This window comes from Lysobacter sp. GCM10012299 (assembly GCF_042649405.1).
Lineage (GTDB): Bacteria > Pseudomonadota > Gammaproteobacteria > Xanthomonadales > Xanthomonadaceae > Lysobacter_J.
The window spans coordinates 606,547-627,461 of record NZ_JBHRZC010000003.1; the positions used below are offsets into that span (position 1 = coordinate 606,547).

Here is a 20,915-nt window from a genome sequence, read left to right on the forward strand (position 1 = left end):
CCCATCAGGGCTCCTGTCGCGGAACGCGTTCGCGACCGGCCGACGGGTGGCGCGGGGTGTTGTTTCGCGGCATCGGCCGCGGCTCGTTGCTCGCCTCCGGTCCCTGCGGCGGCCGAACGGAACCGGGGCGACCGCCCTGCTGCCCGTCCGGGCGCGGTCCGGGCTGCACGCCCGGCTGCGGGGTGGGGACCTGGCCGGCCCAGCCGCCGGGACGGTTCGGACGGTTGCCGTGGTTGTAACCGCCACCGCCGTGGTAGCCCCCGCCGTTATAGCCACCACCGTTGTAGCCGCCGTTGTAGCCATGACCATGACCGCCGCCGTGACCGTTGTAGCGCGGGTAGTTGTAGTACGGGGCCCGGTAACCCGGGTAGCCGTAAGGGCCGTAGCCATAGCGGTACGGGTAGGCGTAGCGATAGGGGTAGCCGTAGCCGCCATAGCCATACGGAGTGGCATACGGGTAGTAACCACCCCAGCCACCGTAGTAACCGCCATAGCCGCCGTAATAGCGGTACTCGACGCTCGGCCGGCCGTAGTAGTAGTCGCCCGCGCCGCCGTAGCCGCGATAGCCGTAATCGGTGATGCAGCCCGCCAGCAGCAGCGCTGCGAATGCGGGAACGAGCAGTTTGCGGATCATGATGCGGAACCCCCCGGGTCAGGCCGTCAGCATCAGGCCGTGGAATTGAACTCGGCCTTAATTTTCCGGGACTTCCCCAGCCCCGGGTAAACGGATTGCCCTGCCCGCATGCCAATGCCAGCATGCCACGCCCCAGAACCCCCCGAGAGCGTTGATGACCCTGCACCGTGCGTCCGGCCAATGGCGGCTGGGACTGCTGCTCACCCTGGTCACCGCACTGTGCTGGGCCACGCTGCCGATCGCGCTGAAGCTGGTCCTGGAAGTCCTCGACCCGATCACCCTGACCTGGTTCCGCTTCCTGGTCGCCGCACTGGTGACCGGCGCCTGGCTCGGCTGGCGCGGCAAGCTCGGCGGCTACGGCCAGCTCGGCCGCCGCGGCTCGCTGATGCTCGCACTGGCCGCACTGATGCTGGTCGGCAACTACGTCTTCTACCTGCTCGGCGTGCAGCACACCACGCCCGCCAACGCCCAGCTGCTGATCCAGCTCGCACCGCTGCTGATGGCCCTGGGCGGCGTGTGGGTGTTCGGCGAGCACTTCCGCGCCGCGCAGTGGCTCGGCCTGGCCCTGCTCGTGGCCGGCATGGGGCTGTTCTTCGCCGACCAGCTGGCCGCCAGCGCACGGGCGCCCGGCTACGTGCTCGGCTCGGCGCTGGTCGTCGTCGGCGCGATCGTCTGGGCCGTGTACGCACTGCTGCAGAAGCAACTGCTGATGCGACTGGGCTCGATGCAGGTCCTGCTGTTCATCTATGCCTTCGCCAGCGTGGCGCTGCTGCCGTTCGCGCATCCGGCCGCGTTGCTGAAACTCGACGCGGTGCACTGGGCGATGCTGATGTACTGCGCCTTCAACACCATCGGCGCGTATGGCGCATTCGCCGAGGCGCTGGCGCACTGGGAGGCATCGCGCGTGTCGGCCATCCTCGCCACCACCCCGCTGCTGTGCATCGCCGCGGCGACGGCGGTGCATGCGCTGTGGCCACAATGGCTGGCACCGGAACGGATCACCACGCTGGGCTGGATCGGCGCCGCACTCGTGGTCGCCGGCTCGGCGGCAGTGAGCCTGCTCAACCGGCCTGCGTCGCGATAGCATCCGCGAATGAACAACGCCGCCATCAGCGAAACCACCCCGCACGCCACCGCGTTGCCCGACTTCGAAGCGGTCCTGTCCGCGGCGGCGCGCATTGCCCCGCATGCCCACGTGACGCCGGTGCTGCGCTCGCGCAGCCTCGATGCCCTGGCGGGCTGCGAGCTGCACCTGAAGGCCGAGCACCTGCAACGCGCCGGCGCCTTCAAGTTCCGCGGCGCCTGCAATGCGATCTGGTCGCTGACGGAAGCGGAAGCCGCGCGCGGCGTGGTCACCCATTCGTCCGGCAATCACGGCGCCGCGCTGGCCCTGGCCGCACGCACGCGTGGCGTGGCCTGCCATGTCGTGGTGCCCGAGGGTGCGGTCGCGGCCAAGGTGGCGGCGATCGAAGCCTACGGCGCCGTGCTGCACCGCTGCGCGGCCACCATCGAAGCGCGTGAAGCCAGGTGCGCCCAGGTCCAGGCCGAGACCGGCGCCGAGCTGGTGCATCCGTATACCGACCATCGCGTGATCGCCGGCCAGGGCACCGCGGCGCTGGAGCTGTTGTCGAACAACGGCGCCTTCGACGCGCTGGTGGTACCGGTCGGCGGCGGCGGGCTGGCCGGCGGCACGGCACTGAGCGTGGCCGCGTTGTCACCCACCACGCGACTGATCCTGGCCGAGCCGAGCGGCGCGGCCGAGACCTGGGCCTCGCTGCAGCAGGGCGAGCGCGTCACCCGCTTCACTCCCGACACCATCTGCGACGGCCTGCGCGGCACGCTCGGCGACCCCAACTTCCGCATGCTCCACCAGCACCGCGCCGAAGTGCTGCGGGTCGACGATCGCGACACCGTCGCGGCGATGCGCCTGCTCTGGCAGCGCACCAAGCAGATCATCGAACCGTCGTCGGCGGTGGCGCTGGCGGCCGTGCTGACGAATGGCGACCTGTTTGCCGGCCAGCGCGTCGGCATCGTGCTGTCGGGCGGCAATGTCGATCCGGACGCACTGCCGGCGTTGTTCGCGCGCGGCTGACCGGCGATGCCGCAAACGCCCGATGTCGGAAAATCGTTAACGCTGACGGCCCGGCCGACGCTGCGTTGGCAAGGCTTTTGGCGGCACCGGTCACGTACTCGGGCACCCGCTGCGCCGCTATGATCGCCATGCCGGCCCCCTCTTCCCGCCGGCTGCCCCGCAAGGACACGCGATGATGAAGATCGACGGCACCCGCAGCAACGACCGCGCCACGGAACTGATCCTGGCCTACTACGCTGCATTCAATCGCGGCGACTGGGCCGCCATGCTGGCGTTGCTTGGCGACGGCATCATCCATGACCTCAACCAGGGCCCGCGCGAAATCGGCCACGAGGCGTTCGCCTCGTTCCTGCAGCGCATGGCGCGCAGCTACCGCGAGCAGTTGCAGGACATCGTGGTCATGGTGTCGCCCGACGGCGCCCGCGCCGCGGCCGAATACATCGTCCATGGCGAGTACCTGGTGAGCGATACCGGCCTGCCCGAAGCGCGTGGACAGAAGTACGTACTGCCCGGCGGCGCGTTCTTCGAAGTCAACGACGGCCGCATCCAGCGCGTCAGCAACTACTACAACCTCGAAGACTGGATCGCGCAGGTTGGCGGCTGACACAGGCTGGCTCTTCCGACAAACAATTTACAGATCCCCGCGTAGAGTCGCGCCACCGCACCGCAGGTGACCCTGCATGCCCCCTGCCGTCCTGCGTTCGCCTTCACTCTGGATCGCGCTGACATCGGTGGTCCTGGCGCTGTGCTTCCTCGGCACGCGCGGCATGTGGGACCCGGACGAGGGTCGCTACACCAACGTCGCCTTGAACATGCTCACCAGCGGCGACTGGCTCAACCCGCACCGCAACCACGAAGTCGGGCACTGGACCAAGCCGCCGCTGACCTACTGGGCGATCGCCTCGAGCATCGCCGTGTTCGGCGCCAACACCTGGGCGGCGCGATTGCCCGCCGCATTGTCGTACCTGCTGTGCGTGTGGCTGACGGGCCGCATCGCCAGGCGACTGTCGCCAGGAAGCGAGCACGTCGCGATGCTCGCCTACGCCACGATGCTCTTCACCGTCGGCGCGTCGCAGCTGATCACCACCGACTACCTGCTGGCGGCCTGCGAAACGCTGGCGATGTGGGCCTTCGTCGAGGCGCGCTTCGGCCATGGCACCCAGACACGCCGCTGGATCGCACTGATGTGGGTGGGATTCGCACTGGCGTTCATCACCAAGGGACCGGCCGGACTGTTGCCGTTGCCCGTGGTGTTGCTCTTCAACTACCTGCTGCCCGGCCGGCGCACGCATCGCACGCTGCAATGGTCCGGGATCGTGCTGTTCGCGGTCCTGGCGTTGCCGTGGTACCTGGCGGTGTTCCATGGCAACCCGGGGCTGTTTCGTTACTTCGTCGGCGACGAACTGGTGAACCGGGTGACCACCGGAGAGTTCGGCCGCCATGGCGAATGGTATGGATGGCTCGAGATCTATGTACCCACGGTCGTGCTCGGCACGCTGCCATGGACGCCGGCGCTATGGCGCTGGGCACGCACCCTTCCTGCATCGGTTCGTCGCTGGCGAGGTGGCCCAGAGCAACGACTGGCCGACGCGAACTGGCTGCTGCTGAGCCTGTGGTTGCTGCTGCCGCTGCTGGTGTTCTGCGTGGCGCGCTCGCGGATGCCGCTGTATGTATTGCCGTTGTTCGTTCCCATGGCGGTGATCGTTGCGCAGCAATGGCAGCGCGAAGGCCGCTCGCTGCCGCGCTGGCGATGGCTCCTGGCGTGGGTGGCGATGCTCCTTGCGCTCAAACTGGCGCTGGCGTGGTGGCCGACGCACAAGGACGCCAGTGCATGGGCCGATGCCATCCGCGAACGCTCGCGCGTACCGGTACAGGAAGTGGTATTCGTCGAGGACATGGCCCGTTACGGCCTGCACCTGCACCTGGGCACCGGCACCGAGATCGAGAAGATCTCGCTCGATGCGCTGCACCAGCCGCGCTTCAATCCGCCCTACGACGAGCCACTGGCCGTTGAACTGGCGGAGCACGAGAGCGGCGTGGTCTGGGTGTGCAAGCAGCAGGACTGGCCGCTGGTGCGGGCGCGGATCGCCGCCCTGGGCTATCGCGCCGAGCTACTGGGCACGCCGTACCAGCGCCGGGTGATGTTCGAAGTCGATCATGCCGCGGTCGATCAGCGCACCGCGCCTGCCAACGCCAGGTAGTCCAGCCCCTGGCTGAGCAGGAAGCGCATCACCGATGCGCGTTCGGCGACCGGGCGGGCTTGCAGTGAATCGAGCAATGCGCCCACCGAGCGGCAACGCGCCGGATGGTCGTTGCCGTTGAGCCCGGCGAGGAATCCGTCGTTGAGGATCGCCGCGCGCACGCCGGCGGCCTTCAATGCCTGTTGCGCGAGCGCGGGGTCGTACGGCTGCGGTGGGCTCTGCGCGGAGGCCACGAGGAAATCGGCGACGGCGTTGGCGAAGCGCTCGCGACTGGCCGGGCTCAGCTGCGAGGCGATACCGTTGTAGCCTTCGATCGTGCGCTCGGCGCCGGGATCGAAGAGCTCGCACATCACCCGCGCATCCTGCGGCGACTGCGCGCCGGCATGGATGGCCTGGAACAGGCCGTCGACGCTGGCGTCGGGTGCGCGCAGCAGCAACTGGCGGCTGTCACCGAGCAGCGCACCGGCGTCGATGCCCCACTGTTCAAGCGGGTTCGCGGACTGGGCGAATGCGGGCGCACTGGCCAGCAGCGACAGGGCCAGCAGCGGATGCGGGAGGTGGCGCTTCAAGGTCGTCATGGCGAAGGTCGGCATGGTCGGAATCTAACCAGCCGCACCTGAACGTTGCACCGGTCGCTACGCGCCCCGGTCGCCGCGCAGCTCCTGCGTTGCCCGCTTGTCGCCCGCCGCGGCGCGCGCGGCGACCAGGCTGAAGACCACGATGCCGACCACCACCAGCACCGCGCCGCCGAGCGCGCGCCCCTGCGGCCACTGCTCGCCGAGCCAGAGCACGCCGATCAGCGTGGCGAACAGGATCTCGGCCGCCTGCATGGCCTCGGCCGCGGCCAGCGCGGTCGGATCGTTGCGGACCATGCCGGTGGCCTGGAAGAACAGCACGGTGGCGATCACGCCGGCGCCCAGCGCGACGCCGCCAGCCAGCCAGACCTGCCCCATCGACGGCAAACCGGTGCCGGCCCAGGCAAACGCTGCGACGGCCAGCCACATCGGCTGGCTGGCCAGGGTCATGCCGAACACGCGCTGGGTGGCGTTGAGCTCGACGCCGGCCTTCTCCAGGTGCAGCAGCAGGCCGCGATTGCCCAGCGGATAGGCGAACGCCGAGGCGGCCACCAGCACCAGCGCGATCCAGCCGTCGCGATCGAGGCCACCGCCGCCATGGCCGAACTGCATCAGCAGCACGCCGACCACCACCAGCATGCCGGTCAGCAGCGCCGGCAGCGGGATGCGCGCACGTGCATCGCGATAGAGAAACGGCGCGCACAGCATCCCGGCGATCACGGTCAGCTGGAACGTGCCGGCGATCAGCCACGACGGCCCGCTGGCTGCGGCGAAGCTCAGGCACAGGTAGAACAGCACGAAGCCGATGCCGCTCCACAACAGCCACGGCCCCGGGTGGGCACGGATCGCGCGCCACACCGGCGCCATGCCGCCCTGCCAGCGCATCAGCGGCAGCATCAGCGGCAGCGTGATCAGGTAGCGCAGGCATGCCGTCCACGCCCAGTGGCCGCCTTCGACGGCGGCGGCGCGATTGAGCACGTAGGTGCAGGTGAAAAAGAACGCCGATGCCAAGGCGATGGCAACCGCGCCCAGCGCCAGGCGGCGCGTGGTCACGTGCGCTTCCGGATCGGTATCCGGCTCACGGGCACCTGCACTTCGTCGACGCCGCCGACGCGGATCGGCGTGCCCGGTTGCGGGCCCCAGGCGTGGGCGTAGATCACCTCCCACGTTGCCGGAAGACGGCCGTCGCGACGCCATTCCTCGTACGCCTGCGCGGCGCGGGCGAAGCGGGCGCGGCCGGTCAGGCTGCGGCGGCGATCGACGTTGGCATTGGTCGCGCCGAGCGTGCGCAGCTCGCGCATCAGCTCGCCCAGGTCGGCATGGCTCAGGACGAACTCGTCGCGGTCGAGCACGGGATTCTTGAAGCCGGCGGCGATCAGCGAATCGCCGAACTGCGCGATCGAGGCGAACGCGCTGACATGCGGCACGTTGTCGGCTTCGGCGAAGGCGCCGCGCAGTTCGTGCAGCGTTTCGGGGCCGAAAGTCGAGACCAGCATCAGGCCATCGGGCTTGAGCACGCGGCGGAAACCGGCGAACACCGCCGGCAGGTCCTCGACCCACTGCAGGCACAGGTTCGAGAACAGCACGTCGACGCTGCCGTCGCGCAACGGCAGCGCGCGCGCATCGGCGCAGACGGCCTCGGGACGCGCGCCACCGAGGAAGCGCGGGCGCCAGCCACCGGCGTTGTGGCGCGTCTCGCGCAGCATCGGCAGGGCGAGGTCGAGCGCGACCACCTGCGCCTTCGGCCAGCGCTTCTGCATTGCGATGGCGGCATGGCCGGGGCCGCAGCCGACATCGAGCACCACCTGCGGCGGGTCACGGCCGAGGGCGGGGTCGTCGAGGTAATCCAGTTGTTCCATCAGCCGCGAAGCAACCTCGCGTTGCAGTGCGGCGGCATTGTCGTAGCCGTGGGCGGCGCGCGAGAAGGCGCGGCGGACCTGGCGGTGGTCGAACAGCTCGGTCATGCCTGCGCCCCGTCATTCCCGCGCAGGCGGGAATCCATGGACGTGGCTTCCGGCGGTAACGGCGTGGACGTCTTTGGATTCCCGCCTGCGCGGGAATGACGATCCACTTCGGCCATGAACGCATCGATCTCCGCAGCCACCTGGTCCGTCGCCCCCAGGAACGGCGCGTGCCCGGCATTGGCGATGACCACGCTGCGCGCATCCGGCGCCAGCGCGGCCGCCGCCGGCATCGCGCCGGCCGGAACCAGCCGGTCGCGACGGCCGGAGATCCACAGGCTCGGCACCTGCAGGTTCGCGAGTTCGGCGCGCAGGTCGAGTCCGTCGAGCAGCAACAAACCTTCCTGCAGCGCGCGCTCGGCCGGTTCGCCGCGTTCGAACGCCTGCACCTTGAGGCTGCGCAGTTCCTCCTGCGCGTGCGCCGAACCCAGCGCCTCCAGTGCCAGGAAACCCTCGAGCGTGCCGCGGAAGTCGCGGCTGAGCGCGTCGCCGAAATCGCGGAACAGCTGCGGCGTGACGCCATGCGGCCAGCCGTCGCCGGCAACGAAGCGCGGCGACGACGCGATCATGACCAGGCCGCGAACGTGCTGCGGAAAATCCAGCGCGGCGCGCAGCGCGAACTGCCCGCCCAGCGACCAGCCCAGCCAGACCGCGTCGGGCACGCGCGCGACCAGTTCGGCGGAAAGCGCCTGCGGTTGCAGCGGGGTGGCGTCGTCGCGCGAATGGCCGTGGCCGGGCAGGTCGACCAGGTGCAGCGTGTAGCGCTGCGCCAGGCGCTCGGCCAGCGGCGCGAACAGGCCGCCGTGCATGGCCCAGCCGTGGATCATTGCCAGCGCGGGACCATGCCCGCGCGTCTCGATGTACATGTTGTTGCCTTGGAACCGGGTGCCTTGCGGCGTGGGGGATGGCCGATTATCCGGGTTCAGTGGCCCGGTGCCTGCACCGAAAGTGCCGAAAGCACCGCGAGCGCGTCCTCGCGCCGTTCCGCCGCGACCAGCAGGTGGTCGTGGTGGAAGCCGGCCAGGACATTGCAGGGGATGCCTTGCTGCGCCAGCGCGGTGGCCACCGCGGCGGTCAGCCCGACTGCGTCGAGCCCCGAATGCACGCCCAGGCTGAGCCAGGCCGCGCGGAAATCGTAGGAAAGCCGCAGCGCATCGGCCTTGGCCCGCGGCAGCACGTAGGTGACGCCTTCCTCTTCGCGGACGCTGGCTTCGGCCAGCGCGGCCAGGCCCGGATCGGCGTCGGGCCGGCTGACGAAGACGAATTCGCCTTCGCGGGCGGTCACCTGCAACGTGGCGAGCAGGCGCGCGAGGTCGCGCTCAGGCACCTCAACGCACCAGAGCGAGATTGCGCTCGGGAAGTCCGGTCATGCCGAGGTTGAGGCGGTCCCGGGCTTTGGCAATCGCATCGACCAGGCCGTCGACGTCGCCGGCGCCGTGCAGGGCCGACAGCGTCACGCGCAGGCGCGCGCGGCCTTCGGGCACGGTCGGCGGGCGGATCGCCGCGACCCAGTAACCGGCCTGTTCCAGCGACTGCGCCATCGCCAGCGCGCGGTCGTCCTCGCCGCACAGCACCGGCTGGATCGGCGTCTGCGAGTCGAGCAGGTCCAGGCCCAGGCGGTTGGCGCGCTCGCGGAAGCGGCCGGTGAGTTCTTCGAGCTTGTTGCGGCGCCAGTGTTCGCTGCGCGCCAGCTTGACCGCCGCCAGCGTCGCCGCGGCCTGGGCCGGCGGCAAGGCGGTGGTGTAGATGTAGCTGCGCGCGGTCTCGGCGAGGTGGCCGATGAGGTCGGCATCACCGACCACGGCCGCGCCGTAGCCACCCAGCGCCTTGCCGAGCGTGGCCAGCTGCAGCGGCACGTCGGCGATGCCGAGCTTGGCCGCGGACACCGTGCCGCGTCCGTCGGGACCGACCACGCCGACGCCATGGGCGTCGTCGACATAGAGCAGGGCCTTCTGCACGCGCGCGACCAGGGCCAGCTCGCGCAGCGGGGCGACGTCGCCGTCCATGCTGAAGACGCCGTCGGTGGCGATCATCGCCAAGCCTTCGGGCATCCCGCGCAACTGGCGGATGGCGCCCTCGGCGTCGCCGTGCGGATAGCGGCGCAGGCGGCAGCCGGACAGGCGCGCGGCGTCGATCAGGCTGGCGTGGTTGAGGCGGTCCTGGACGCAGACGTCCTCGTCGCCGAGCAGGGCCTGGATCACGGCGAGGTTGGCGAGGTAGCCGCTACCGAACAGCAGCGCGCGCGGCGCGCCGAGCCAGTCGGCCAGTTCGCGCTCGAGCGCGTCGTGGATGGCGTGGTGGCCGCAGACCAGGTGCGAGGCGACGCCGCCGGCGCCCTCGCGCGAGGCCGCGTCCTGCAGCGCGCCGACCACGGCGAAGTGCTGCGACAGGCCAAGGTAGTCGTTGCCGCAGAAATTCAGCAGGGACCGGCCATCGACGACGCAGCGCGCGCCGTCGCGCTGGGTCACCGTGCGGCGCACGCGGACGCGCGCGGTGGCAACGCGCTGCTCGCGCGCCGCTTCGATTCGCTCACGCCACGTCGCCCGGGCCATGGTCAGGCCGCGCAGGGTGGGCTGGTTGGACGCAAAGACACCGACGACGGGTCGGCGTCGACGGTTTCGACGATATCGGCGTGCACGGTGGTCCCCTGTTGAGTGACCTGCATCGGTCGCAGGCCCAGTCGGGCAAACAATGCCATATCCCGCTCCGTGTCGGGATTACCGGTCGTCAGCAATTTCTCGCCGTAGAAGATGGAATTTGCCCCTGCGAGGAAGCAAAGGGCCTGCAATTCGTCGTTCATGGCCTCGCGGCCGGCCGACAGGCGCACCATCGAGCGCGGCATCAGGATCCGGGCCACGGCCACGGTGCGGACGAATTCGAACGGGTCCAGCTGCTCGGCGCCGGCCAGCGGGGTGCCCTCGACCTGGACCAGGCGGTTGATCGGCACCGAGTCCGGGTGCGCCGGCAGGTTGGCCAGGGTCTGCAGCAGGCCGGCGCGCTGCTCGCGCGACTCGCCCATGCCGACGATGCCGCCGCAGCAGGTCTTCATGCCGACGTCGCGGACGTGGGACAGGGTGTCGAGGCGGTCCTGCATCTCGCGGGTGTGGATGATCTGGTTGTAGAACTCCGGCGCGGTGTCGAGGTTGTGGTTGTAGTAGTCCAGCCCGGCCTCGCGCAGCGCCTGCGCCTGGGTGCCCGAGAGCATGCCCAGGGTGGCGCAGGTCTCCAGGCCCATGGCCTTCACTTCCGAGATCATCGCGGCCACCTTCGGGATGTCGCGGTCCTTCGGCGAGCGCCACGCCGCGCCCATGCAGAAGCGGCTGGCGCCAGCGGCCTTGGCCTGGCGGGCCTTCTCGATCACCGCCTCGGTGCTCATCAGCTTCGTCGCTTCGACGCCGGTGTGGTAGCGGGCGGCCTGCGGGCAGTAGCCGCAGTCCTCCGGGCAGCCGCCGGTCTTGATCGACAGCAGCGTGCTGACCTGGATCTCGGCCGGGTCGAAGGTCTCGCGGTGGACCTGGCCGGCGCGGTGCAGCAGCTCCGGGAACGGCAGGTCGAACAGGGCACGGACCTCGGCGCGCGACCAGTCGTGGCGCAGCGCGCTGAGGTCGGAAGCAGGGGTAAGCGAAGAAGAAGGGGCAGCGCTGACAGCTGACATGTGGCTTTTCCGACGGTTGCAGCGGGACAGGGCCGGCAGTCTGGAAAGGGCGACCGGCACTGTCAACCAAACAGGGGGTAATCCAGTTGACAGCCCCGGTTGGCGGCCTCCCGCGGGCCTGGCTGCGGCGTCTCGGCGCGGCGCTGTGGCCCCCGCACTGCCTGGTTTGCGGCGATCCCGGCGCCGATGGTCTGGACCTGTGCCGCCCGTGCCTGGCCGCCCTGCCCTACAACCGCCGAGGCTGCCGGCATTGCGCCTTGCCGCTGGAACGGACCGCGACGACTTGTGGCGCCTGCCTGCGGCAACCACCGCCGCAGGCGTCGACGCGGGCGGTCTTCATCTACGCCGCCCCCATCGACCGCCTGCTGCCCCGCGTTAAATTCCACGGCGACCTGGCCAGCGCGCGTCTGCTGGCGACCCTGATGGCACGCGAGCTGGCCGACGCCGACCGCCCGCAGGCGCTGGTTCCCCTGCCGCTGCACCGCTCGCGCCTGCGACGCCGCGGCTACGACCAGGCGCTGGAACTGGCACGGCCGCTGGCGAACACGCTGCAGCTGCCGCTGCGCGACGACCTGCTGCACCGCCGACGCGCCACCGCGGCGCAGTCGACGCTGGATGTCGATGCTCGCCGCCGCAACGTGCGCGATGCCTTTGCGTGTCGTGCCGGTGCCGCGCTGCCGGCGCACGTCGCGGTGATCGACGACGTCATGACCACCGGCGCCACGGCGCGCGCCGCGGCCCTGGCCCTGCGGCGCGCGGGCGTGGCGCGCGTCGATGTGTGGGTGTGTGCGCGGGTGGTCTGACTGCCAGGGTTCGTCAGCGCGGCGCGTACACGTCAAACTGGCGGGTCACCAACGGCAGTACACGAGCACCGGCAGTCTCATGCGTATCGGAATCGATTTCGGGACCAGTTATTCGGCCGCAGGCGCGGTGGTCGACGGCAAATTGCAGCTGATCCGCTTCGGCGACGACCGGCAGTTCCGCACGACGGTGTTCTTCCCGCTGCGCATGCCCGACGTCTCGCAGTTCGAACTGACGCCGGAACTGGACGAACAGGTGCGCGCACTCGTCGCCGGCGCCAAGCGCGACCAGAGCCAGGAACAGGCGCGCGTGCAACGCCTGCGCGAGGAAGCCATGCGGCGGCCGGCGCACCTTCGCGACGAGGCGCTGGCGCTGGTGCCGACGGCGCGCAAGCAATCGGACCACGAGATGCACCGCGCCGCGGTCGTGGCCGTGCGCCGGCAATGGGCGGCCAACGAGATCCGCAAGGCGATGGACGCTGGCGCCGACGTCGAGAACGCGCTTTACGGCGACGAAGCCGTCAAGGCGTACATGGCCAGCGGCACCGGCCACCTCGTCGTCTCGCCCAAGTCGATGCTGGGCTACAAGCTCGAAGGCAATGCGCGCGAGGCGCTGTTGCGTATCGCCACGCAGCTGCTGCGCCACATCCGCACCACGGCATCGGCGCAGCTGGGCACCGACGTGCGCGCGGCCGTGATGGGACGGCCGGTGCGCTTCCGCAGCAGCATGAAGGAAGCCGGCGGCGTGCAGGCGCTGGAAATCCTCACCGATGCCGCCTACGCCGCGGGGTTCGATGCCGTCGAGTTCCTCGAGGAACCGGCCGCGGCGGCCTACGGGTATCACCGTGCCGTGGCCACGCCGCGGCGCACGCTCATCCTCGACATCGGCGGCGGCACGACCGACATCGCCCTGGCCCACGTCGGCGGATCGGCCGCCGCGCCGGTCATCGACGGCTCGTGGGGCGACCCGGTCGGCGGCACCGACGTCGACATCGAGCTGAGCATGCGCGGCGTCATGGCGCTGTTCGGCAAGGGCGTGACGCCGACGGCGGTGCATCGCTACTACGAGGCGTCGACCGTCCACGACCTGGAGCGGCAGAACAAGTTCCAGCATGCGTCGTTCAAGCACGTGCAGGCGCCGTACGGCGAGCGTCTGGAGCAACTCAAGCACCCCGGCCACACCGTGCGCCTCAACCGCAGCGTCGAGCAGGCCAAGATCCGCCTGAGCGACGAAGAGCGGGTCGCGTTCGAGCTCGACTACATCGAGAACGGGCTGCAGGTGCACCTCGACAAGGAACGCCTGCGCGATGCAGCCAGCCCGTTCCTGCGCCACCTGGGCGAGCTGATGCGCCGCGCCCGGGCGGAGCTTCCGTACCAACCGGACGTCGTCTACCTCACCGGTGGCATGTCGCGATCGCCGTACGTGCCGCTGGCGGTGCGGGAGGTCTTCCCGGGAGCGGAGATCGTCGGCGGCGATGCGTCGCTGGGGGTGGTGACCGGGCTGGCCCACGCCGCGGCGGCTGAGAAACAGACTGACTTGACCTGACCGCGCGCGCGCCGTATCCCTGCTGCGACTCTCACGGACAGGAGCGGGCGATGGGCAGGATGACGGAAGATTCCGTGGCGCGCAGCGGCTGGGTGTTCGTGCTGTACGGCGTCATCGCGCTGGCGTTCGGCGTGGCGATGCTGTGCTGGCCGCAGCGCACGGTGCAGGTGATGGTGATGGCCTTCGGCCTGCTCGCCCTGATCGACGGCGCGGTCAGCCTGCTCAGCGTGTTCCGCAAGGACATCGCACTGCCGAACTGGCTGCTCATCGCGTACGCGGTGGCCTCGATTGGACTGGGCCTGCTGGCGCTGTATCAACCGCTGTGGCTGGCCGAAGCGATGCTGTGGCTGCTGGCGTTGTGGCTGATCGTGGCCGGTATCGCGCGGCTGGTGTTCGCGTCGCTGGTGCGCAAGCTGGTGAGCGGAGAGTGGCTGCTTGCGCTGAGCGGCGTGCTTGCGATTGCCCTGGGCGTGCTGTTCCTGGCCAAGCCCGACATCGGTTTGGCCACGATCGCGCTGTGGGTGGCGATCGGTGCGCTGCTGTATGGCGTGTTCCAGCTGGTGCTCGGCTGGCGCCTGCTGCGCCGCCAGTAAGTAGCCCGGGTAAGCGAAGCGCACCCGGGACCCCGGGTGTGACCACCCCGGGTGCGCTTCGCTTACCCGGGCTACTCCGGGCTACGCGGTCACTCGGTCTTCTTTGGTTCGGGGATGTTGGCCTTGGCGCGGGCGCCGGAGCCGATGACGGCTTCGGCGCGGATCTCCATCGGCGCGTCCTTGGAGAACAACGCGGTGGTGCCGACCGCCGTCCACGCCGGGTAGTGGTCCTTGAAGAATTCGCGGTGCACCTTCAGCACCGGCTCGACGACGCGGCGGAATTCGTCGTGGTCGCGGGCGACGTGGAAGCTCTGCAGTTCGACCACGTCGGCCATGGTCGCGCCGACCGTCGCCAGGTGCGCCTGCATCTGCTGGAACGCCCAGCGGATCTTCTCCTCGTCGGTATTGCCCACCGACGCGGGAATGCCGGAAATGATCACGCGGTCGCCAATGCGCACGACCGGGCTGTAGTGGAGGCCGTGGTACGAATCCTCCCAACCCGACGGGGCGAAATGCTCGCGGCTGGGCGCCTGCTGCGCATGGCTGGCTGCAGCGGCACTGATCAGGAACAACGACAGGCACAGGCGACGCATGGGCAGGCTCCGGCACTGATGGGTTGTTTGATTGAAGCGCGATTGCAGCGCGATTGCACCGCAAACCCCTGCCGCCGCGCCAGTCACGAACGTGCATTTGGGCTTCACGCGCCCCAGACCGGCCTGCGGTCACCCTGCCGGCCACACGACGCACTCGGAGATCGGCGATGAGCAGCACGGGACTGTTGGCAAGCCTGGGACGCAGCTGGTGGGTGCTGGTGGTGTACGGCGTGATCGCGGTGCTGTTCGGCATCAGCGCGTTCGCCTGGCCCGGCAGCACGGCGATCGCGATCGCCTGGGCGTTCGGCGTGATGGCCCTGGCCGAAGGCGTGATCAGCCTGGTCGCGCTGTTCCGCAAGGACGTCACCGTGTCCAAGGCTTGGCTGGCGGTGTACGCGATCGCGTCGATCGCGTTCGGCCTGATGGCGGTGATGCATCCGCTCGCGGTGGCCGGCGTGTTGCTGTTGCTGCTGGCGGTCTGGCTGGTGATCGCCGGCATCTGGCGCATCGTCCTGGCGATCCGCGTGCGCAAGGAGATCGAGGGCGAATGGCTGATCGCGCTCAGCGGTGTGCTGGCGATCGCGCTGGGGGTGATGTTCTTCGTCCACCCGGCCGCGGGGCTTGTGACCGTGGCGCTGTGGATAGGGGTGGTCGCGCTGGTCTACGGCGTGCTGCAGATCATCGCCGGCTTCCGCCTGCGCAAGCTGGCCAAGGCGTTCTAGCGCAGGGCGAAATCCACGGCGATCCCGGCGAACACCGCCAGCCCGACCCAATGGTTGTGCAGGAAGGCGCGGAAGCACGCCTTGCGGTCGCGCGTGCGGGCAATGACGAACTGGTACACGACCAGCGCCGCGGCCACCGCCACGCCGGCCCAATAGTACGAACCCATGCCGGCGCGCTGGCCCACCATCACCAGCGCGACGAAGAACAGCGCGTAAAGCACGCCCTGCGCGACCAGGTCCATGTCGCCGAACAGGATCGCCGTCGACTTGCTGCCCATGCGGATGTCGTCGTCGCGGTCGACCATGGCGTACCAGGTGTCGTAGGCGGTCGCCCAGACGATGTTGGCCGCGTACAGCAGCCACGCCAGCGCCGGCACTTCGCCGCGCACGGCGGCGAAGGCCATCGGGATGCCCCAGCCGAAGGCCAGGCCGAGGTAGACCTGCGGCAGGTAGGTGTAACGCTTGAGGTAGGGGTAGCTGGCGGCGAGCAGGACGCCGACGAAGCTCATCCAGACGGTCAGCCGGTTGAGCGTGAGCACCAGGGCGAAAGCCGCCAGCATCAGCACAGCGAACAGCGCCAGCGCCTCGCGGCCGCGCACGGCGCCGGTCGCCAGCGGGCGTTCCTTGGTGCGCTCGACGTGCGGGTCCAGCCAGCGGTCGGCGTAGTCGTTGATCACGCAGCCGGCCGAGCGGGTCAGCCAGACGCCGGCGCTGAACACGAACAGCGTCCACAGCGGCGGCATGCCCCCGGCGGCCAGCCACAGGCCCCACCAGGTCGGCCACAGCAGCAGCAGCCAGCCGATCGGGCGGTCGCCGCGGACCAGCTGCCAGTACAGCGACAGGCGCGCCTTCCACGGGGCGACGGCGGGGGTTTCGAAGCGTTCGTAACTCATAGTCCAGCGACAGATTTTGACCGATGCGAGGTCGGGTTGTTCGTTGAAACGCGTCCGGTTCTCGCCCGGATCGCGCGAAATGCGGCTCCAGGCCGGCGGCGACAGCCCGTGACCGGGCATTTGCAGCTAGAATGCCAGCCCCGCGCGGAGCGACCGTGATCGGATTCATCCGGTCAGGCCATTCGCGCAGGATCTTAGCCAGGCGCCCGTAGCTCAGCCGGATAGAGTAGTGGCTTCCGAAGCCATTGGTCGGGGGTTCGAATCCCTCCGGGCGCGCCATCTCCGTGTTCCAGGCCGGCTATGGCATGGAGCACGGTGGCGGGCTTTATACTGGCGCAATTCGTCGAAGCTACGCGTGCCCGCGCAGGGTGCGTGCCATAGGTGGGTTTGTGCGCAATTACGACCTTGAGTTCCTTAAGAAATTCTCGATGGTGATCGGCTTTCTGATGCTGGTCACCGTGGGCCTGATGGTCGCTGCCAGCTATGTGCACGACCAGCTGCCGCCGGAGATCAACCCCGACGTGGCCAAGCGCACCGCCGAGCGCATCGCGCCGGTCGGCGCGGTCTACGCCGGCACCACCGGTGCCGCGGCCCAGGCCGCTGCTTCGGCCGCCGCCGCTGCCAAGGCCGCCTCGCAGGTCGCCTACGGCGGCACCACCGACGGCTCGGTGATCTTCAACAACCTGTGCACCGGCTGCCACACCTCCGGCGCCGGCGGCGCGCCCACGCTGGACAAGGCCCACTGGGCCGAGCGCCTGCCCAAGGGCAAGGACACCCTGCACAAGCACGCCATCGAAGGCTTCACCGGCACTGCCGGCGTGATGCCGGCCAAGGGCGGCAACCCGGCCCTGACCGACGAGCAGGTCATCGCCACGGTCGACTGGATGCTGGGCAACCTGAAGTAAGCCGACCCGGCCTGCTTGCCACGACGCCGCCTCCGGGCGGCGTTGTCGTTTCTGGCCCCCGTCGGCGGGCAGCGACAAGCCGTTGTCGCCCGGGCTCGTGATAATGCGCGACCACCCCCAGCCCGACGCGCCATGACCCGACCCCGCCCGACCGCCGCCCTCGCCCTGCTGCTGGCCCCGTGCCTGCTGGCCGGCTGCAGCACCCTGTCGGGGAGCGCGACTGGAACCGGCGACGCCCTCGCCATCGGCCGCGTCCAAGGAACCGGTGCGCAAAGCCCGTTGCTCGGCCAGACGGTCACCGTCGAAGGCGTGATCAGCGCGCGCGACGGCAAGCGTGGCTGGTACCTGCAGGATGGCGGCGATGGCGACGGCGCCAGCTCGGACGCGATCTTCGTCGCCGACGCGAGCGCAGCGTTCGAACCCGGTGACCGGGTGCGCGTTCGCGGCGTGGTCGCCGAGCAGGCCAGCGGCCGCGCCACCCGCACCGCGCTCGAGCAGCCGGTGGTGCAGCGCCTCGGCCGAGGCACGCTCGTGCCGGTTGCGATCAGCGTGGCCGCACCGGACTGGGAGCGCCTGGAAGGCATGGCGCTGCGTTTCGAGCTTCCGGTGCTGCTGGCCGACAGTGGCGAGCTGGCCAAGCGCGGCCGTGTCCTGGCCAGCGTCGGTGAGCGCCTCTGGCAGCCCGGCGAACGTGCCGAACCCGGCAGCGATGCTGCGCGTGCCGTCAGTGCCGACAATGCGCGACGCCTGCTCTGGCTCGAAGCGAACGGCGACACCGTGGCATGGCCCGCCGGACTGGCACAGGCGCGCAGCGGCAGCCGCCTCGACGGCGTCACCGGCGTGCTCGACCAGGCAGGCGCGGGCTACCAGCTGCAACTGACCTCCATCCCCACGCTGCAGGCGACCGCGCGCCCGCAACCGCCGCAGGTGCCCGGCAACCTGCGCGTGGCAGCACTGAACCTGGAAAACCTGTTCAACGGTGATGGCAAGGGCGGCGGTTTTCCGACGCCGCGCGGCGCGCGTACCGCGGCCGAGCTGGCCGAGCAGCTGACCAAGCACGTCGCCACGATCAATGGCCTGGATGCCGACATCGTCGCGCTGATGGAACTGGAGAACGACGGCTACGGCCGCGATTCCAGCATCGCCACGCTGGTCGACGCGCTCGATGCCGACGGCCATGCGGGCAGCGCGAACTGGCGCTACATCGATGCCGGGCAGGGTCCGGGCGACAACGCAATCCGCGTCGGGCTGATCTACCGCAACGACCGCGTCCGTCCGCAGGGCAAGCCGGCGACGCTGCAGGCCGGCCCGTTCGGGCCGCACAGCCGCGTGCCGCTGGCGCAGGCATTCGTGCCGATCAGGAGCGGCCGCATCGACGGCGCAGCGTTCGTCGTCGTCGCCAACCATTTCAAGTCCAAGGGCTGCAGCGGCGCCGAAGCCGGCGACCGCGACCAGGGCGACGGCGCCGCGTGCTGGAACGCGACGCGCAGCGAATCGGCGCGCCTGCTCGACGATTGGCTCAAGCGCGATCCGACCGGCCACGGCGGCGCGCGCACGCTGCTGGTCGGCGACTTCAATGCCTATGCCCGCGAAGCACCGCTGCGCGTGCTGGAAGACGCCGGCTGGCGCGACGCATTCGCCGTTGCCGGCGTCGCCTCGCCCTACAGCTACGTCTACGACGGCGAACTGGGCCGGCTCGACCACGCCCTGCTCAGCCCGGCCCTGGCGAAGCGCCTGCGCGGCGCGGCCGAATGGCACAGCAATGCCGACGAACCCGAAAGCGCCGGCTACCGGGCCGGTGGCGCCGGGCCGTGGCGCAGCTCCGACCACGACCCGCTGCTGCTCGGCTTCGACCTGCGCGGCCGATAGATGCCGCACGACGGGGCGGATTACGGAGACTGAACCCGCCGCCCCGTATCATTGCGGCATGAACAGTCCTGCGTTCCCCACCGCCGCCGCCACGACGCTGCTGCTGGACGGTCCATTCGGCGTGCTCGAAGCCACCGTCGAAGCGGCCGAAGCGCCTGCGCGATCGGCCGTCGCCATCGTCTGCCACCCGCTGCCGACCGATGGCGGCACCATGCACAACAAGGTCGTCACGATGACGGCGCGCGCGCTGCGCGAGTCGGGCGTGGCGACGGTGCGCTTCAATTTCCGGGGCGTTGGCGCATCGACCGGCAGCTTCGACCACGGCAATGGCGAAGCCGATGACCTGCGCGCGGTCGCCGCGTGGGTGCGCGAGCAGCGCCCGGACGCGCAGCTGTGGCTGGCCGGTTTCAGCTTCGGTTCCTACGTCACCCTCAAGTGCGCGGCGGAACTGCAGCCCGGCATGCTGATCTCGATTGCACCGCCGGCCGCCGGCCGCAGCTGGGACTTCAGCACGCTGGTGCCGCCGGAGTGCCCGTGGCTGGTGATCCAGGGCGAGCAAGACGAGATCGTCGACCCGCAGGCGGTCTACGCCTGGATCGACAGCCTCAAGCAGCTGCGGCAGCCGCCGGAGCTGGTGAAGATGCCCGACACCAGCCACTTCTTCCATCGTCGCCTGATCGACCTGCGCGGCGTGATCAAGCACGGCGTGAAGCCCTACCTGCCACCGGAACAGGCACCGCAGGACGCATGAGCACCGAGGTCTTGGCCGCTGCGGCGACGCCGTCCGCGCTGTACGCCGCCGGAGTCGCCCGCGGCGACTGGAACGACGATCCTGCGCAGCACGGCGCATTGCGCGAACTCGACCGCGTCCATGCCGCGTTGCTGGCGCCGCGCAGGCGCGGACTGCTCGACGGCCTGCTCGGGCGCAAGCCGGAGACGCCGAAAGGCCTGTACCTGTGGGGCGGCGTGGGGCGCGGCAAGACGTTCCTGATCGACATGTTCTACGACTCGCTGCCGGCGCAGGACGGTGGCGGCGATGCGATCGGCAAGCGCCGTACGCACTTCCATCGCTTCATGCGCGAAGTCCATGCACAGCTGCGCATGCATGCCGGCGAAAGCGATCCGCTGTCGGCGATCGCGCGCCAGTGGGGGCAGGAGCTGCGCGTGCTGGTGCTCGACGAGTTCTTCGTCAACGACATCGGCGACGCGATGCTGCTCGGCCGCCTGCTCGAGCGCCTGTTCGCCGAGGGCGTCGCGCTGGTCACCACGTCCAACACCGAGCCGCGCAACCTCTACAAGGACGGGCTGCAGCGCGCCAGCTTCGTGCCGGCGATCGCGCAGCTGGAGCGCCATTGCCGCGTGCTGCACCTCGACAGCGCACACGACTACCGCCTGCGCGCACTGACCCGCTCACCGGTGTACCGCGCGCCGCTCGACGCGGCTTCGGACACCTGGCTGGGCGAGCGCTGGCACGAGCTCACCGCCACCTGCCCGTGCGAGGCCGGACCGCTGGTCATCGACGGCCGCGAGATCCCCGTGCGCGCGCTGGCCGAAGGCCACGCCTGGTTCGATTTCGCCGCGCTGTGCGAAGGCCCGCGCGCGGCCAGCGACTACATCGAGATCGCCACCGAGTGCCACACGGTACTGGTCGGTTCCATTCCGGTGTTCGATGGCAGCAACGACGACCCGGCGCGACGCTTCGTCCATCTGATCGACGAGCTCTACGACCGCCACGTCAACCTGGTCTGCACCGCGGCGGTGGTGCCGACCGCGCTTTACGCCGGCAACAAGCTCGCCCACGCATTCGAACGCACCGCCTCACGGCTGATCGAGATGCAGTCGGCCGAGTACCTGGCGCTGGAGCACCGCGGCTGAG

Annotated in this window: 21 protein-coding genes, 1 tRNA gene and 1 pseudogene; 13 read left to right on the forward strand and 10 right to left on the reverse strand. The window is 69.9% G+C overall.

Features of this window, described 5'->3' with window-relative positions; genetic code table 11:
• Positions 1-4 precede the first annotated feature (4 nt).
• Positions 5-634: a hypothetical protein gene (locus ACFOPO_RS10695; protein WP_386703177.1), complete on the reverse strand. Its 630-nt coding sequence runs from the start codon at positions 632-634 to the stop codon at positions 5-7.
• Between the two features lie 154 nt (positions 635-788).
• Here ACFOPO_RS10695 and ACFOPO_RS10700 point away from each other — a divergent pair, with 154 nt between their 5' ends.
• From ACFOPO_RS10700 to ACFOPO_RS10715, 4 genes are all read left to right on the forward strand, one after another.
• A complete protein-coding gene (locus tag ACFOPO_RS10700) occupies positions 789-1,718 on the forward strand; it encodes a DMT family transporter (RefSeq protein ID WP_386703178.1) in 930 nt (309 codons plus the stop codon).
• A gap of 24 nt (positions 1,719-1,742) precedes the next feature.
• Positions 1,743-2,726 (forward strand): pyridoxal-phosphate dependent enzyme, encoded by a 984-nt coding sequence (locus tag ACFOPO_RS10705; RefSeq protein ID WP_386703310.1) that lies wholly within the window; start codon positions 1,743-1,745, stop codon positions 2,724-2,726.
• Positions 2,727-2,901: 175 nt separating this feature from the next.
• On the forward strand, positions 2,902-3,330 hold the full coding sequence (locus ACFOPO_RS10710) for a ketosteroid isomerase-related protein (RefSeq protein WP_386703311.1): 429 nt from the start codon (positions 2,902-2,904) through the stop codon (positions 3,328-3,330).
• Positions 3,331-3,406: 76 nt separating this feature from the next.
• Positions 3,407-4,927 (forward strand): ArnT family glycosyltransferase, encoded by a 1,521-nt coding sequence (locus ACFOPO_RS10715; protein WP_386703179.1) that lies wholly within the window; start codon positions 3,407-3,409, stop codon positions 4,925-4,927.
• Here the strand turns inward: ACFOPO_RS10715 and ACFOPO_RS10720 are convergent.
• From ACFOPO_RS10720 to bioB, 7 genes and pseudogenes are all read right to left on the reverse strand, one after another.
• Complete coding sequence (locus tag ACFOPO_RS10720) at positions 4,897-5,520, reverse strand: hypothetical protein (protein ID WP_386703180.1); 624 nt, start codon at positions 5,518-5,520, stop codon at positions 4,897-4,899. The genes ACFOPO_RS10715 and ACFOPO_RS10720 overlap by 31 nt on opposite strands.
• 42 nt (positions 5,521-5,562) lie before the next feature.
• Complete coding sequence (locus tag ACFOPO_RS10725) at positions 5,563-6,555, reverse strand: multidrug resistance efflux transporter family protein (protein WP_386703181.1); 993 nt, start codon at positions 6,553-6,555, stop codon at positions 5,563-5,565.
• A complete protein-coding gene (gene bioC / locus ACFOPO_RS10730; RefSeq protein ID WP_386703182.1) occupies positions 6,552-7,466 on the reverse strand; it encodes a malonyl-ACP O-methyltransferase BioC in 915 nt (304 codons plus the stop codon). The genes ACFOPO_RS10725 and bioC overlap by 4 nt, the downstream gene beginning before the upstream one ends.
• A gap of 104 nt (positions 7,467-7,570) precedes the next feature.
• A pseudogene (gene bioH / locus ACFOPO_RS10735) lies at positions 7,571-8,329 on the reverse strand (pimeloyl-ACP methyl ester esterase BioH); the annotation flags it as partial.
• A gap of 56 nt (positions 8,330-8,385) precedes the next feature.
• On the reverse strand, positions 8,386-8,790 hold the full coding sequence (locus ACFOPO_RS10740) for an ACT domain-containing protein (protein WP_386703183.1): 405 nt from the start codon (positions 8,788-8,790) through the stop codon (positions 8,386-8,388).
• 1 nt (position 8,791) lies between these two features.
• Positions 8,792-10,015 carry an 8-amino-7-oxononanoate synthase gene (gene bioF, locus ACFOPO_RS10745; protein WP_386703184.1) on the reverse strand — a complete coding sequence of 408 codons (1,224 nt, stop codon included), beginning with the start codon at positions 10,013-10,015 and terminating at the stop codon, positions 8,792-8,794.
• A gap of 2 nt (positions 10,016-10,017) precedes the next feature.
• On the reverse strand, positions 10,018-11,118 hold the full coding sequence (bioB, locus tag ACFOPO_RS10750) for a biotin synthase BioB (protein ID WP_386703185.1): 1,101 nt from the start codon (positions 11,116-11,118) through the stop codon (positions 10,018-10,020).
• A gap of 86 nt (positions 11,119-11,204) precedes the next feature.
• Between bioB and ACFOPO_RS10755 the strand changes: the two genes are divergently transcribed.
• The 3 genes from ACFOPO_RS10755 (at position 11,205) to ACFOPO_RS10765 (ending at position 14,057) form a co-directional block, all read left to right on the forward strand.
• Entirely contained in the window at positions 11,205-11,921 is a 717-nt protein-coding gene (locus ACFOPO_RS10755) for a ComF family protein (protein ID WP_386703186.1), read from the forward strand.
• A 79-nt stretch (positions 11,922-12,000) separates the two neighbouring features.
• Positions 12,001-13,464 carry an Hsp70 family protein gene (locus tag ACFOPO_RS10760; protein WP_386703187.1) on the forward strand — a complete coding sequence of 488 codons (1,464 nt, stop codon included), beginning with the start codon at positions 12,001-12,003 and terminating at the stop codon, positions 13,462-13,464.
• 50 nt (positions 13,465-13,514) lie between these two features.
• The gene (locus ACFOPO_RS10765; protein WP_386703189.1) at positions 13,515-14,057 is read left to right on the forward strand and encodes an HdeD family acid-resistance protein; all 543 of its coding nucleotides are present in this window, start codon (positions 13,515-13,517) and stop codon (positions 14,055-14,057) included.
• Positions 14,058-14,146: 89 nt separating this feature from the next.
• Here ACFOPO_RS10765 and ACFOPO_RS10770 read toward each other — a convergent pair whose 3' ends face one another.
• Positions 14,147-14,650: a Rid family hydrolase gene (locus ACFOPO_RS10770; RefSeq protein ID WP_386703191.1), complete on the reverse strand. Its 504-nt coding sequence runs from the start codon at positions 14,648-14,650 to the stop codon at positions 14,147-14,149.
• A gap of 167 nt (positions 14,651-14,817) precedes the next feature.
• Between ACFOPO_RS10770 and ACFOPO_RS10775 the strand changes: the two genes are divergently transcribed.
• Entirely contained in the window at positions 14,818-15,372 is a 555-nt protein-coding gene (locus tag ACFOPO_RS10775) for an HdeD family acid-resistance protein (RefSeq protein WP_386703192.1), read from the forward strand.
• Here the strand turns inward: ACFOPO_RS10775 and ubiA are convergent.
• Positions 15,369-16,265 (reverse strand): 4-hydroxybenzoate octaprenyltransferase, encoded by an 897-nt coding sequence (gene ubiA / locus ACFOPO_RS10780; protein WP_386703193.1) that lies wholly within the window; start codon positions 16,263-16,265, stop codon positions 15,369-15,371. The genes ACFOPO_RS10775 and ubiA overlap by 4 nt on opposite strands.
• Positions 16,266-16,467: 202 nt before the next feature.
• Here ubiA and ACFOPO_RS10785 point away from each other — a divergent pair.
• The 5 genes from ACFOPO_RS10785 to zapE all read left to right on the forward strand — a co-directional run bounded on the left by ACFOPO_RS10785 (position 16,468) and on the right by zapE (position 20,914).
• A tRNA-Arg gene (locus ACFOPO_RS10785) sits at positions 16,468-16,544 on the forward strand.
• A 110-nt stretch (positions 16,545-16,654) separates the two neighbouring features.
• A complete protein-coding gene (locus tag ACFOPO_RS10790; protein WP_386703194.1) occupies positions 16,655-17,170 on the forward strand; it encodes a c-type cytochrome in 516 nt (171 codons plus the stop codon).
• Between the two features lie 132 nt (positions 17,171-17,302).
• Entirely contained in the window at positions 17,303-19,039 is a 1,737-nt protein-coding gene (locus ACFOPO_RS10795) for an ExeM/NucH family extracellular endonuclease (protein WP_386703195.1), read from the forward strand.
• A 58-nt stretch (positions 19,040-19,097) separates the two neighbouring features.
• On the forward strand, positions 19,098-19,790 hold the full coding sequence (locus tag ACFOPO_RS10800; RefSeq protein ID WP_386703196.1) for an alpha/beta hydrolase: 693 nt from the start codon (positions 19,098-19,100) through the stop codon (positions 19,788-19,790).
• A complete protein-coding gene (gene zapE, locus ACFOPO_RS10805; RefSeq protein ID WP_386703197.1) occupies positions 19,787-20,914 on the forward strand; it encodes a cell division protein ZapE in 1,128 nt (375 codons plus the stop codon). Before ACFOPO_RS10800 ends, zapE begins: the two co-directional genes overlap by 4 nt.
• Position 20,915 lies beyond the last annotated feature (1 nt).

Excerpts from the sequence above, each read along its gene's own strand:
- ACFOPO_RS10700 (WP_386703178.1), top strand. The coding sequence starts at position 789 with ATGACCCTGCACCGTGCGTCCGGCCAATGGCGGCTGGGACTGCTGCTC.
- bioF (WP_386703184.1), bottom strand. The coding sequence starts at position 10,015 with ATGGCCCGGGCGACGTGGCGTGAGCGAATCGAAGCGGCGCGCGAGCAG.
- ACFOPO_RS10795 (WP_386703195.1), top strand. The coding sequence starts at position 17,303 with ATGACCCGACCCCGCCCGACCGCCGCCCTCGCCCTGCTGCTGGCCCCG.
- zapE (WP_386703197.1), top strand. The coding sequence starts at position 19,787 with ATGAGCACCGAGGTCTTGGCCGCTGCGGCGACGCCGTCCGCGCTGTAC.
- bioC (WP_386703182.1), bottom strand. The coding sequence starts at position 7,466 with ATGACCGAGCTGTTCGACCACCGCCAGGTCCGCCGCGCCTTCTCGCGC.
- ACFOPO_RS10720 (WP_386703180.1), bottom strand. The coding sequence starts at position 5,520 with ATGCCGACCTTCGCCATGACGACCTTGAAGCGCCACCTCCCGCATCCG.
- ACFOPO_RS10765 (WP_386703189.1), top strand. The coding sequence starts at position 13,515 with ATGGGCAGGATGACGGAAGATTCCGTGGCGCGCAGCGGCTGGGTGTTC.
- ubiA (WP_386703193.1), bottom strand. The coding sequence starts at position 16,265 with ATGAGTTACGAACGCTTCGAAACCCCCGCCGTCGCCCCGTGGAAGGCG.
- ACFOPO_RS10775 (WP_386703192.1), top strand. The coding sequence starts at position 14,818 with ATGAGCAGCACGGGACTGTTGGCAAGCCTGGGACGCAGCTGGTGGGTG.
- ACFOPO_RS10760 (WP_386703187.1), top strand. The coding sequence starts at position 12,001 with ATGCGTATCGGAATCGATTTCGGGACCAGTTATTCGGCCGCAGGCGCG.
- ACFOPO_RS10770 (WP_386703191.1), bottom strand. The coding sequence starts at position 14,650 with ATGCGTCGCCTGTGCCTGTCGTTGTTCCTGATCAGTGCCGCTGCAGCC.
- bioB (WP_386703185.1), bottom strand. The coding sequence starts at position 11,118 with ATGTCAGCTGTCAGCGCTGCCCCTTCTTCTTCGCTTACCCCTGCTTCC.
- ACFOPO_RS10800 (WP_386703196.1), top strand. The coding sequence starts at position 19,098 with ATGAACAGTCCTGCGTTCCCCACCGCCGCCGCCACGACGCTGCTGCTG.
- ACFOPO_RS10695 (WP_386703177.1), bottom strand. The coding sequence starts at position 634 with ATGATCCGCAAACTGCTCGTTCCCGCATTCGCAGCGCTGCTGCTGGCG.
- ACFOPO_RS10710 (WP_386703311.1), top strand. The coding sequence starts at position 2,902 with ATGAAGATCGACGGCACCCGCAGCAACGACCGCGCCACGGAACTGATC.
- ACFOPO_RS10715 (WP_386703179.1), top strand. The coding sequence starts at position 3,407 with ATGCCCCCTGCCGTCCTGCGTTCGCCTTCACTCTGGATCGCGCTGACA.